Raw genomic sequence first — 12,200 nt, 5'->3', positions numbered from 1 at the left:
TTTTTTAATTATCCGCCCCCCCCCTATATATACCGGTTCCGCTATACACTCTTCCCCACCCCGCCGATCTTCCTATTTGGGGGGGGGGGGGGGGGCGGCCCCCCCGGCCGCTGACCTGCGCCGCGGCCCGGAGATCCGGGCCGCCTCTCCACCCCGGGCGGGCCGGGGCCGTATTTCCGGCGGCCCCGGCCCGGTCGACGATCCCCACCCGCCGCCGGCAGCCTCCGCGGGGGAACTCCGGGTTCACCGCGGCACTGAGATCCCCACGCCGGCCGTGCACCGCGACGGCGTGGGGATCACCCGTGCGGAGCGGGACCGAACTCCCCACGCGGGTCAGCCGAGCAGGGTGATGACCAGCAGGGCCGGGGCGCAGAGCAGCGTCGACAGCAGGATGGCGTCGCGGGCCAGGGTCACGCCGTGGTCGGCCTGCTGGGCGTAGAGGTAGATGTTCTGGGCCGTGGGCAGGGCGGCCATCACCGTGACGCCGTAGCGCTCGGCGGGTGGCAGGTGCAGCAGCAGGGCGAGGGCGTACGCGATCGCGGGCATGCCGGCCACCTTCAGGGCCACCGCGACGACCGTGCCGCAACGGTCCGGGCCGGGGGCGAGCACGCGCCGGCCCGAGAGCGACATACCGAAAGCGATCAGCACCAGCGGGACCGCCGCCTGTCCGATCGTGATCAGTGGGTCCATCAGCATCGCGGGGACGTGCAGTCCGGTCAGCGCCACGACCAGGCCGAGCAGCACGCCGAGGATCATCGGGTTGCGCAGCGCGCCGAGCACCGACGAGCGCGGGCCGTCCGACGAGCTCAGCATCGCCAGCGCGATCGGCGTGATGATCAATAACTGCAACATCATGATGGGTACGGCGAGTGCCGCGTCGCCGAGCACGTAGGTGGCGATCGGCACCCCGATGTAGTTGGCGTTCACGTAGCCCGCGGAGAGCGCGCCGATCACCCGGGTACGGCGTACCAGAGAAGCGAAGATCACGAAGCAGAGCAGGGCCGCGGCGGCCGACACCAGCAGGGGTTCGCTGAACAGGATCGCGGGATCCGAATCGGACACCACGGTGAAGAGCAGGCACGGGTTGAGCACCAGGTAGACCAGGCGTGCGAGGACCGCCTCCGCGGTGTCGGGCAGGCCGGCCCAGCGCCGCACCCCCCAGCCGACGAGCACGATCGCGCCGATCAGCGCGATCCCGGAGAGCGCGGAGATCATGGGACTTATCTAACTCTTAGTGAGTCCTACAGCAACCGAAGGGTGCGGCACAGGGATCACACAAGCATCGCCCGTTCACTTGTCGTTGTGACCACCGACAACATTCCGAAACGCAGGATTTCCCGCCGAGGCCTGCTGGCCGGCGGCGTCGGGATCCTCGCGGCCGCCGCCGGCGGGAGCGCCTGGGCGCTGGACCGCTACGTCATCGACCACGTCGAGGTCTCCGACGCCTCCAGCCTGACCGCGGCCAAGGTGGTCGCCGCCGAGGCCGCGAACGACGGGACCTCGACCGCCACCTCCTACTCCAGCGACACCGCGACGATCTCGATCGAGAAGGTGGAGACCGGGTCCGGATCGGACAAGGTCACCTACTTCGTCGCGGACGTGCAGGTCACCGACGCGACCATCGTGAAGTCGGCGTTCGCGAACGACCAGTTCGGCGAGAACATCGTCGCGAACCCCAGCGTGATAGCGAAATCGGTCGACGCGGTACTGGCGATCAACGGGGACTACTACGGTTTCCGGACCACCGGCATCGAGATCCGCAACGGCGTGGCGTTCCGCGACGCCGGGGCTCGGCAGGGGCTCGCGTTCTACTCCGACGGCACCGCCAAGCTCTACGACGAGACCGCCACGACCGCCGACGAGCTGATCGCCGCCGGCGTCTGGAACACCCTCTCGTTCGGTCCGGGCCTGGTCGAGAACGGGAAGGTGCTCAGCGGCATCGATTCCGTCGAGGTCGACACCAACTTCGGCAACCACTCGATCCAGGGGAACCAGCCGCGCACCGGAATCGGCCTGATCGGCGCCAACCACCTGCTCTGGATCGTCGTCGACGGGCGCAGCAGCGGGTACAGCAGGGGCGTCACCATGACCGAGTTCGCCCAGATCTTCGCGGACCGGGGCGCGGAGCTGGCGTACAACATCGACGGCGGCGGCTCCTCGGCGATGATCTTCCAGGGCGGCCTGGTGAACAATCCGCTCGGCAAGGGCCAGGAGCGCGGGACCAGCGACATCCTCTACGTGGCGGGGTGAGCACGCGATGGTCGTCCTGATCCCGGCCTACCAGCCCGACGAGCGGCTGGTCTACCTGGTCCACGAACTCGCGCACCACGATGTGCTGGTGGTCGACGACGGGAGCGGTCCGGCGTACGAGAACGTCTTCGAAGCGGCCCGCAGAGCCGGCGCCGAAGTGGTCAGCCTCAGCCAGAACCGGGGTAAGGGGTTCGCCCTCAAGACCGGTTTCGCCCACATCGCGGTCTGCTATCCGGGACAGGACGTGGTCTGCGCGGACAGCGATGGGCAGCATCGGCCACGCGACATCGAGGCGGTCGCGCGGCATCTGAGCGAGACCGGCCACATGGTTCTCGGCGTACGGCGGTTCACCGGCACCGTGCCGTTGCGCAGCCGGTTCGGCAACGGGGTGACGCGCGGCCTGTTCCATCTCGTCACCCGCCGATCGATCGTGGACACGCAGACGGGTCTGCGCGGCTACCCGGCGAACCTGCTCGGCTGGCTCGGCGCGGTGCCCGGCAACCGTTTCGAGTACGAGCTGCGCCTGCTGCTCCGGGCCGCCCGCGAGAAGCTGCCGATCGAGCAGGTGGAGATCGCGACGGTCTACCTGGAGGGCAATAAATCCTCACATTTCCGCCCGCTGCAGGACTCGGCGCGGATCTACGGCCCGCTCCTCGCCTTCGCCGGGTCGTCACTGCTCGCCTTCGCGGTCGACGCGGGCCTGCTCGCGCTGCTGGTCACCGCCACCGGCAACGTCGCGCTCTCCGCGATCGGCGCCCGCCTGGTCAGCGCGACCCTGAACTATTCGGTCAACCGCTCCGCCGTCTTCCGCGACGGCCGCCGGGTGCCGCACCGGCAGGCCGCACCGCGCTACGCCGCCCTCGCGGCCCTGTCCCTGACGGCGAACATCCTGCTCCTGGAGTTCCTGAGCGGTGCTCTCGGCTCGCTCGCGCTGGCCAAGCTGATCACCGAACTCACCCTCTTCGCGGCCGGCTTCGTGATCCAGCGGGCATTCATCTTCGGTCGCGCCCGATCGCAAGCCCCGCGGGTGGTCACCCCGCCCGCGGCCGTCGATCTGGTCGGTTGACTCTTCCCGTACGCCCGACCGCGCCCCCGCCCCACTCAAAAGGCGACCGCCTCGACGTGCACCCAGCGCGCTCCCACCACCCGCCCAGCTCCGCCTGCCGTCCCCGAGCGGCAGCGGTGGCCGGCCGGCCTTGACGGGTGTCGCGGAGCCCGCGAGGCACCCGTGAGCGCCAGCCGGGAGAGGGCGGCGCGGCCGGTGCTTGGCTCACCGGCCGCGCCGCGGGTGTGTGGTCCGGTCCGGCCGCGCCCGTGGGGTGGTGGGCTACTCCGGGAGGGCGGCGTCGGCGGTCGCCGAGTGCTTCGGGATGACCAGGGCGAGCAGCGCCGCCAGGACCGCCGAGCCCGCGCAGAGGCCGAAGAGCAGCTGGTAGGCGCCGAGGCTGGGGAGCGCGTGGCCGCCCAGGTCGATGGTCTTCGCGGCCAGGATGGCGCCGCCGAGCGCGCTGGCCAGCGAGCTGCCGACGCTGCGGAACAGGGCGTTGAGGCCGTTCGCGGCGGCGAGCTCGGAGACCGGCGTGGCGTGCGCGATCAGGCCGGGCATGGCGGCGTACGCGATACCGGTACCCGCGCCCGCGATCGTCGCGCCGAGGATGACCTCCCAGAGGCTGTCGGTGAGCACGATCCGGCTGGCGAAGCCGAGCGCGATGATCAGCGAGCCGACGATCAGGGCGGTGCGCGGCGCGAGCCGGGCCGAGACCGGCGAGAGCAGCAGCATGATGATGCCGCCGGGCAGCATGCAGAGGCCGCCGACCAGGATCGACTTGCCGAAGCCGTACCCGGTGACCTCCGGCATCTGCACGTAGGTCGCGGTGCCGATCAGCGTGGCGAAGAGCGCGAACCCGACGAAGAGCGACGCGACGTTGGTCAGCAGCAGCGCCGGGCGCCGGGTGGTGCGCACGTCCACCAGCGGCGACGCGATCCGGAGCTCGACCACGATGAAGACGGCGATCAGCACCACCGAGGCGACCAGCAGGCCGATGGTGAGCGGGTCGGTCCAGCCCCACTTCTCACCCTGGGCGAGCGGGAGCAGCAGGGAGAGCATCGCGGCACCGAGCAGCGCGGTGCCGAAGAAGTCCATCCGGCCCTCGCCGGCGCGCGGCGGGGCGGGCACCAGCTTGGCGATCAGCGGGAAGGCGAGCGCACCACCGGCCACGCAGATCCAGAACAGCACGTGGTAGTCGGCGTACTCGGCGACCACGCCGGAGAGCGGCAGGCCGAGCGCGCCACCGACGCCGAGCATGGCGCTGATCAGGGCGATGCCGGCGCCGGAGTGCTCGCGCGGCAGGATCACGCCGACCAGGCTGATGCTGAGCGGCACGGTGGCGACCGAGAGGCCGACGATGGCCCGGCCGACGATCATCGGGGCGAGCGAGCTGGAGAGCGCGCAGACCAGCGAGCCGGTGATCAGCGCGCCGAGCGAGACCAGCACCATCAGCTTGGTGCCGTACAGGTCACCGAGCCGGCCGAAGGCGGGCACCGCCACCGCGCCGACCAGCAGGGTCGAGGTGAGCAGCCAGGCGATGCCGTCGCTGCTGGCGTTGAGGTCGGTGCCGAGTTCGGTCATCACCGGCACCAGCAGGGACTGGGTCAGCGACACCATCAGCGCGGCGGTGCCGATCACCAGCAGGACAAGCAGCTGGCGTCCGCTCCAGGCGGACTTCGGCTTCACCGTTTTCTCGGCGACGGCTTGCGACATGAAAGCTCCTTCAAGTGTCGTGGCAGACTGTGCCACGAGGCAGAGCCTGCCACTTGAAGATTGCGGGCGTGGTCTCTTGAGACGGGGGTCACAGCGAGTGGTGGGCCTACCATCGACGGGACAGTGAGGGGAGCCGAAGATCACCAACCTGAGGGACCGGAAACGGGAGCAGAGCCGCAACGCGACGGTGCGGGCCGCGTGGGAGCTGTTCATCGAGCGCGGGTACGACCAGGTGACGGTCGGTGACATCTGCGCGAAGGCCGAGATCGCGCCGCGCACCTTCCACCGGTATTTCGCGAGCAAGGAGGACGTGGTCGCGGAGCCGGTCCGGGAGATGACCCGGCTCGTGATGGAGCACGTCCCCGCGGCCCCCGCCGGGCTGACCGACGCCGAGGTGATGCGGACCGCGATGGTGCGGCTGGCCGGGTTCGTGATCGAGCACCGGGACCTGCTGACCGCGCTGCGCCTGGTGATCCAGCGGTCCCAGCACCTGCGCCTGACCCAGCTGGCGGTCGGGAACGATCAGGGACAGGAGATCGCGGCGCTGCTGGCGGCCCGGCATCCCGCGCCGGACCCGGACGACTGGCGGCCCCGGCTGACCGTCGGCTGCGCCACCGCCGCGTTCCGGGTCTGGTACGACGACTACTTCCGGATCCACCTGGACGATCCCCTCGGCCACCTGACCGCGATCTTCGAGGCGGCGGCGCCGCGCACCTGAACCGCAACCCGGAAGCACCCGAAAATGGGCGTACCGGAGGGCAGTCTCGGTGCGTGAGCAGTGTCAGGGCACGACACGCGGCGGCTTGGCGACTCTGCCTGGCCGTCGCGCCCGCCGTCATCGGCCTGTACTACCTGCTCGTCCACCTCGGCGCCTGGCCGGCGGTGCAGATGGCGCTCTACTCCAGCGCCAGCGTCGCCTTCGCGGCCGGCTGTCTCGTCACCGCGCGGCGGCACCCGTCGACCCGGCTGATCATGATGTTCCTGACGGCCTCGGCGGTGGCCCGGATCGCCGCGGACGTCGGCTTCTACGTGCTCACGCTGCGCGGGTCGGACGCGTACCCCAGTCTCGCGGACTTCGGCTATCTGGCGAGCTATCCACTGATGGCGGTGGGCCTGTTGCTGGTGATCCGGCGGCGTACGCCCGGACTCGACGTGACCGGCGCCATCGACGCCGCGATCGGCACCGGCTACCTGGTGCACGAGTTCATCATCGCGCCGACGTACGCCCTGACCGCGGACACGGCGGTCCGGCTGGTCTCGGTCGCGTACCCGGTCGGCGACCTGGTGCTGCTCGTGGTCGGCGCCCGGCTGGTGCTCGGCGGCGGACCGCGCAACCCGGCGTTGCGCCTGGTCACCGGCTACCTCACGCTGCTGCTCTGCGCCGACACGGTCTACAGCTACCAGGCCGTCAACGGCACGTACGAGATGGCGAACTACCTGGACGCGATCTGGATGGCCGCCGCCTTCCTGCTCGCCGCCGCGGTCCTGCACCCGTCCGCGCCCCAGATGATCAGCTCGGCCGGCGCGACCACCCAGGACGCGACCACCCGCCGCGTGGTCCTGCTCGCCGCGGCCGCGCTACTCGCGCCCACCTCGATGCTGATCCAGGCGGCCACCGGCGGCGAGCCGCACGTGGTCGCCGCCGGGATCGCCTGCGACGTGCTCTTCGTGCTCGTACTGACCCGGATGGCCGGCCTGGTCCGGGCACAGCGCTCGGCCGCGATCACCGACGCGCTGACCGGCCTGCGCAGCCGCCGCTTCTTCGAGCAGACGCTGCGCCAGGAGGCGGCCCGATCGGCCCGGCACCACCAGCCGCTCAGCGTCCTGCTGCTCGACGTCGACCACTTCAAGCGGGTCAACGACACGTACGGCCACGGCGGCGGCGACCGGGTGCTCGTCGAGATCACCCACCGGGTCGGCGACCTGCTCCGCCCCGGCGACGTGCTGGCCCGCTACGGCGGCGAGGAGTTCGCGGTGCTGCTCCCGGCGGCCGGCGAGGAGACGGCGCGACAGGTCGCCGAGCGCGTCCGGCGCGGTGTCGCCGCCACCCCGATCGAGGTCGGCGACGGCCACGCGGTCCGGGTCACCGTCTCGGTCGGCGTCGCCGGGATGCCCGCCGAACCCACCATCGACGCCCTGGTGCTGGCGGCCGACCGGGCGCTCTACGCGGCCAAGAACGCCGGCCGCAACCAGGTCTCCTGCGCGATGGCCGCCTAGGTTCCGTCTCCTGCTCGGTGGCTGGTGGTCAGGGGTGTCTCACGGGGACCGAGACACCCCTGACCACCAGCCGGAACGGTCAGCGGATCTCGAAGCGGTGGTCGCCGGAGGTCACCGTGTGGCGGGTGCCGTCCGGGAGGACCACGTCGGCCTCGACGCCGTCCGGGACCACCGCGGTGACGATCAGGCGGTCGCCCTCGCGGGACCAGCCGCAGGCCGCGCGGCCGTGCGGGGTGTCCAGCGCCGCCCGGGCGAAGTCCAGGCCCGGGCCCGGCGTCGGCTGCAGCAGCAGGCGGGAGTAGCCGGGAGCTGCGGGGCGCAGCCCGGCCACGTCCTTGTAGAGCCAGTCGGCGACCGCACCGAGCGCGTAGTGGTTGAAGCTGGTCATCTCGCCGGGGTTGATGCTCCCGTCGGGCAGCATCGAGTCCCAGCGCTCCCAGATCGTGGTGGCACCCATGCTCACCGGGTAGAGCCAGGACGGGCACTCGGTCTGCAGCAGCAGCCGGTACGCGTCCTCGACGTGACCGGTCCCGGTCAGCGCCCGGGTGATGAACGGGGTGCCGGCGAACCCGGTCGAGATCCGGTGACCGGTCTCCCGGACCAGCTCGGCGAGACGGTTCCCGGCCGCCTCCCGCACCGGGCCGTCGAGCAGGCCGAAACAGATCGCCAGCGTGTAGACCGTGGTGCAGTCCGAGGTGATCCGGCCGTCCGGGGTCACGTACCCGGCGGTGAACGCCGCGCGGGTGCGGTCGGCCAGGTCACGCCAGCGCTTGGCGTCGCCGTCCTCGCCGATCATCGCGGCCACCTCGGCGGCGAAGCTCGCGGACCGGTAGAGGCACGCGGTGGCGACCACCTTGCCGTCGGCCTTGGCGTTCCACGGCTGGTCCGGGGCGGCGTCCGGGTCGAGCCAGTCGCCGAACTGGAAGCCCTGGTCCCAGAGCCCGTTCGCGGAGATCTTGGGCAGCACCGACTCCAGGTGCAGGACCATGCCGGGGTAGTGCTGGGCGAGGCGGTCGCGGTCGCCGTACGCGTGCCAGAGCGCCTCCGGCACCCAGATCGCCGCGTCGCCCCAGATCGCGGTCGGGCCGGCCCAGTTCGCGGCCATCGCGGCGAACTCCGGCGGGAAGTCGGCGTGCTTGAGCACGTCGGGAATCACGTTCGGCACGCCGTCCGGGCCGCTGTGCCGGGTCTCCTCGGCGAGGTCGAGCAGCCACTTGTGCAGGAAGTCGCGGACGTCGAACTGGAACGCGGCGGTGGCGGCGTAGGCGGCCAGGTCGCCGGTCCAGCCGAGCCGCTCGTCGCGCTGCGGGCAGTCGGTCGGCACGTCCAGGAAGTTGCCCTTCTGGCCCCAGTACGAGTTGCTGACCAGCTGGTTGACGCGCACATCGGAACACTCGAAGGAGCCGGTGCGCCGCATCTCGGAGTGGACCACGACGGCTTCCAGGTCGTCCGGGGTCAGCGTGCCGGGCCAGCCCGTGACCTCGGCGTACCGGAATCCGTGGAAGGTCAGGGTGGGCTCGAAGGCGTCCGCACCGCCGGAGAGGACGAAGGTGTCGGTGGCCTTCGCGCCGCGCAGCGGGCGCGTGCCGAGTTCGTCGCCCTCCAGCACCTCGGCATGCCGCACGGTTACTTCACTTCCCCCCTTTCCCCGTACGCGGAATCGCAGCCAGCCGACCAGGTTCTGCCCGAAATCGACCAGCGTCCTGCCGGACGGGGAGGTCCAGATCTTCTGCGGGCGGAGGCTCTCCTGGCGGGTGATCGGCGGGCCGACCTGCTCGATCAGGGTGGACCGGTCGAACTCGATCGCCCGGACCGGGAGCGCGGTGGCGGCGCCGCGGAGCCGGGCGTCGATGCGCTGACCGTTGTAGAGGCTGTTCTCCGGGGTGTCGCTGGTCCGCGCGCCCCACGTCTCGTCGGTGGCGATCAGTGCGGTCGAGCCGTCCGCGAAGACCAGCTCCAGCTCGCCGAGGAAGCCGATCTCGGTCCCGTAGTTGGCGTTGGCACCCTCGAAGCCGAGGTCACCGCGGTACCAGCCGTTGCCGAGCAGTACCTCGATCTCCGCGCCGTCGGTGACCAGCGCGGTGACGTCCACCTCCTGCACCTGGAGCCGCCACTCGTACGCGGTCCAGCCGGGCGACAGCACCGCCCCGGAGATCGGGCGGCCGCCGATCCGCGCCTCGTAGACGCCGTGCGCGGTGGCGCGGAACGTGGCCGACGTGAGCGGCCGGTCGAGCGTGATGGTCCTGGTGAGCACCACGGCGGCGGCACGGTCGGTTCCGGCGGTGATCATGGTGGCGGATCGGAGCATGGAGCAGACCTTTCTTCCTGAATCGTTTCAAGCTACCTCCAGAAACAGGGCGGACACAATGAGCCACGCGGACATAACAAAGCGGCCCCTCCACCTCGGCAACGGTGGAGGGGCCGCTCGGCGCGGGAAAAGCCTCAGGCCGCCGTACGGAACTCGGCCAGCACCCGGCGCAGGTGGACGCCGAGCAGATCGGCGCGGACGTGCAACTCGTCGCGCATCCGGAGCGGCATGCCCGTGATCCGGAGCTTCCGCTGGAGCTCCAGGTCCTCGGCGAGCACCGCCTCCTCGAACGCGCACTCCCGCTCGATCACCTCGGCGGGTGGCACCGGCACCCCGCCGACGCCGTGGAACAGCATCTTCGTGTAGATCCGGGTGCTCGCGTTCGACTCCGGCTGGGCGAAGAAGAGGATCGTCTTCACCGCACCGGCGTCCAGCTCCTCCAGGCGGAGCATCAGCTGGAACGGGGCGCGGTAGACGTACGTGGCACGGCGGCGCTGGCGGACCGGGCGCAGACCGGCGATCACCCCCGGGTCCTCCGGGTTGTCGAACCACTGGTCCTGCACGCTGCGGCAACCCCACGGCTCGCCGGTCACCTCGTACCGGTCGACCAGCTTCTCCTCGGCCGCACCGAAGGTCTTGGCGTGCACGAACGGGAAGTGCGCGACGTCCAGGAAGTTGTCCGAGACCAGTCCGGCCGAGGCGGGCGTACGGGCCGGGGGGAGCCAGGCACCGGTGTAGTCGCGGTCGTCCGGGTCCGGGTCGGGGAAGAGCCCGATGCGCGGCTCCTCCGGCGCGAGCCAGACCATGCCCCAGCGCTCCTGGGTACGCGACTCGGACACCCGGAAGGTCTCGCCGAGCAGCTGCACCTCCTCCGGGCGCTCGCTGACCAGGCCGACCGGATGCCACGCCCGCCGCAACGCCGGGTCCTCGTTGGTGAGCAGGTCGGTGGGGTCGGACGGCGGGAGCGCGGAGGCGTCGACGTACACGAGACCGTCGTTGACCCTGACCCTGGGTAAAGGGGTAAGACTGGCACGGGGAGGCGGACTCCCCTCCTGCGACGGCAGGGTGACGCAGGTGCCGGCGGCGTCGAACTCCCAGCCGTGATAAGCGCAGCGCAGCCGCCCGTCCTCGGCGGTCGCGGCGGAGAGGGGGACGAGGCGGTGCGGGCACCGGTCCGGGAAGACCACCGGGTCGGCCTCCGGCGTAGGGCGGAAGGCCACCAGGGGTACGCCGCCCGCGGTGACGGCGAGCGGGCGGGAGCCGATCTCGGTCTCCCGGGCGATAGGTAACCACTCCATGGCCGCAGTCTGCGCCCGTCGTGTTACACGCAGGCAACCGCGTCGTGCCGACCAGCCTCCGGGACCACTCTTCGATTCCGTCAAAACGGCCATCCAGCTGTTTACATCCTGCAATCATCATCAAAGGGATGCGGGTGATCGATGAGCAGGGAGACGGCGATGGGGTACGAGGAGAGCACCGGAGCACCGGTGATCGGCCGTCGCGCGGTCCCCACACTGGGGTCGCCGCCGTCGGCACCGGCCATCGCCCACCTCGCCCCGGCACGCGATCGACAGCCCCTCCCGTCGGGCGATTCATCGTATTTGTCCGGTGCCGACGCGTCGCTTTCGTCGGATGACGCGGGCTCGCACCTGTCGCCGGATGACGCATGCACGTCACGCATGCCGCTTTCGTCACCCTCGTCACCTTCGTCGGGCCGCCCGGACAGCCCGCACAGCTGGGGCGGCTCGCACAGCTCGGGTAGCTCGGGCAGCTGGGGCAGCTCAGGCGGCTCGGGCGGCTCAGGCGGCTCAGGCAGCTCAGGCAGCTCAGGCAGCTCAGGCGGCTCAGGCGGCTCAGGCGGCCCGCACAGCTCGGGCAGGTCGGGCGGCGGGCGGAGCGGGCCGGGGCCGTTGCGGCGGGAGCTCTCGCGAGCGGAGGACGGGATTCCGCTGATGCTGCGGATCCGGGCGGTGGACGGGCGTGGGCGGCCGTTGCCCGGGGCGACGCTGGAGGTCGCGCATGCCGCAGCGGCAGCGCGGGAGCCGGGCCTGCGGGGTGCTCAGGTCACCGATCCGCACGGGTACGCCGAGTTCAAGACGGTCTTCCCCGGCTGGTCCGCCACGCGCACGGTGGCCGTGGAGGTCGCCCTGTTCCTGGCGGGCACGGTGCACGTCGGCGTGCTGGCCTTCCCGGAGACGGTCATCGCCCAGGTCGCGGGGCTACCGGCGTACCGGGGGAATCCGGTGGCGCACTCCCCCGCAGAGCCGGCCGGGGTCCTGCACGTGGTCCCCCGCGACCGCTTCGACCTGAACACGGGCCTGCTGGCCACCATCACCACCACGATCGACCGGTAACAGGCGACCGCTCCCGGCGCTCCCAGCGCTCCCAGCTCCCAGCGCTCCCAGCGCTCCCAGCGCTCCCAGCGGCCCGGCGCTCCTGGCGCCCCCAGCCCTTCAAGCCCTCAGCCACAGCACCCCGGCGCTGGCGTCAGGCGGCGGTCTCAGGGCGGCTCGGCACGTGCGTCTCCTCAGGATGCTCCGGTGGCTGCCGATCGACGCGGCGTGCACAGCTTAACGATCCCCACGGATGAATCCGGGGGATTTCCCTCCGGGGCAAGGCCCTGGATTCCCAGCTCGGACCGCATCTGATCCACGCTCCCGGAAG

The 12,200-nt window shown here is 71.2% G+C and carries 9 protein-coding genes; 5 read left to right on the top strand and 4 right to left on the bottom strand.

Going from position 1 to position 12,200, the window contains the following annotated elements; all coding sequences use genetic code 11:
* Positions 1–333: 333 nt before the first annotated feature.
* On the bottom strand, positions 334–1,215 hold the full coding sequence (locus AB0M08_RS46390) for an AEC family transporter (protein ID WP_364508445.1): 882 nt from the start codon (positions 1,213–1,215) through the stop codon (positions 334–336).
* An 87-nt stretch (positions 1,216–1,302) separates the two neighbouring features.
* Between AB0M08_RS46390 and AB0M08_RS46385 the strand changes: the two genes are divergently transcribed.
* The gene (locus tag AB0M08_RS46385) at positions 1,303–2,250 is read left to right on the top strand and encodes a phosphodiester glycosidase family protein (RefSeq protein WP_364508442.1); all 948 of its coding nucleotides are present in this window, start codon (positions 1,303–1,305) and stop codon (positions 2,248–2,250) included.
* Positions 2,251–2,257: 7 nt separating this feature from the next.
* Positions 2,258–3,316 carry a GtrA family protein gene (locus AB0M08_RS46380; RefSeq protein ID WP_364508439.1) on the top strand — a complete coding sequence of 353 codons (1,059 nt, stop codon included), beginning with the start codon at positions 2,258–2,260 and terminating at the stop codon, positions 3,314–3,316.
* Between the two features lie 261 nt (positions 3,317–3,577).
* Here the strand turns inward: AB0M08_RS46380 and AB0M08_RS46375 are convergent, their stop codons facing one another.
* Positions 3,578–5,011 carry an MFS transporter gene (locus tag AB0M08_RS46375; RefSeq protein ID WP_364508437.1) on the bottom strand — a complete coding sequence of 478 codons (1,434 nt, stop codon included), beginning with the start codon at positions 5,009–5,011 and terminating at the stop codon, positions 3,578–3,580.
* A gap of 187 nt (positions 5,012–5,198) precedes the next feature.
* Between AB0M08_RS46375 and AB0M08_RS46370 the strand changes: the two genes are divergently transcribed.
* Entirely contained in the window at positions 5,199–5,729 is a 531-nt protein-coding gene (locus tag AB0M08_RS46370; protein ID WP_364508434.1) for a TetR family transcriptional regulator, read from the top strand.
* Positions 5,730–5,782: 53 nt separating this feature from the next.
* Positions 5,783–7,228: a GGDEF domain-containing protein gene (locus AB0M08_RS46365; protein WP_364508431.1), complete on the top strand. Its 1,446-nt coding sequence runs from the start codon at positions 5,783–5,785 to the stop codon at positions 7,226–7,228.
* Between the two features lie 79 nt (positions 7,229–7,307).
* On the opposite strand, the gene AB0M08_RS46360 is transcribed toward AB0M08_RS46365, so the two are convergent.
* Together AB0M08_RS46360 and AB0M08_RS46355 are read right to left on the bottom strand one after the other, a co-directional pair.
* Positions 7,308–9,536: a family 78 glycoside hydrolase catalytic domain gene (locus AB0M08_RS46360; protein WP_364508428.1), complete on the bottom strand. Its 2,229-nt coding sequence runs from the start codon at positions 9,534–9,536 to the stop codon at positions 7,308–7,310.
* A 134-nt stretch (positions 9,537–9,670) separates the two neighbouring features.
* A complete protein-coding gene (locus tag AB0M08_RS46355; protein WP_364508426.1) occupies positions 9,671–10,834 on the bottom strand; it encodes a Rieske 2Fe-2S domain-containing protein in 1,164 nt (387 codons plus the stop codon).
* 654 nt (positions 10,835–11,488) lie between these two features.
* Here AB0M08_RS46355 and AB0M08_RS46350 point away from each other — a divergent pair.
* Positions 11,489–11,890 (top strand): hypothetical protein, encoded by a 402-nt coding sequence (locus tag AB0M08_RS46350; protein WP_364508421.1) that lies wholly within the window; start codon positions 11,489–11,491, stop codon positions 11,888–11,890.
* Positions 11,891–12,200 lie beyond the last annotated feature (310 nt).

The organism is Actinoplanes sp. NPDC051851 (assembly GCF_040681165.1).
In the GTDB taxonomy this organism is placed as follows: Bacteria; Actinomycetota; Actinomycetes; order Mycobacteriales; family Micromonosporaceae; genus Actinoplanes.
Note: the sequence above shows the minus strand (reverse complement) of the source record. Positions and strands in the feature narration are given on the sequence as shown.

What these genes read in the sequence shown, in the direction of transcription:
- AB0M08_RS46380 (WP_364508439.1), top strand. Translation starts at nt 2,258, where the DNA reads ATGGTCGTCCTGATCCCGGCCTACCAGCCCGACGAGCGGCTGGTCTAC.
- AB0M08_RS46350 (WP_364508421.1), top strand. Translation starts at nt 11,489, where the DNA reads ATGCTGCGGATCCGGGCGGTGGACGGGCGTGGGCGGCCGTTGCCCGGG.
- AB0M08_RS46390 (WP_364508445.1), bottom strand. Translation starts at nt 1,215, where the DNA reads ATGATCTCCGCGCTCTCCGGGATCGCGCTGATCGGCGCGATCGTGCTC.
- AB0M08_RS46355 (WP_364508426.1), bottom strand. Translation starts at nt 10,834, where the DNA reads ATGGAGTGGTTACCTATCGCCCGGGAGACCGAGATCGGCTCCCGCCCG.
- AB0M08_RS46360 (WP_364508428.1), bottom strand. Translation starts at nt 9,536, where the DNA reads ATGCTCCGATCCGCCACCATGATCACCGCCGGAACCGACCGTGCCGCC.
- AB0M08_RS46375 (WP_364508437.1), bottom strand. Translation starts at nt 5,011, where the DNA reads ATGTCGCAAGCCGTCGCCGAGAAAACGGTGAAGCCGAAGTCCGCCTGG.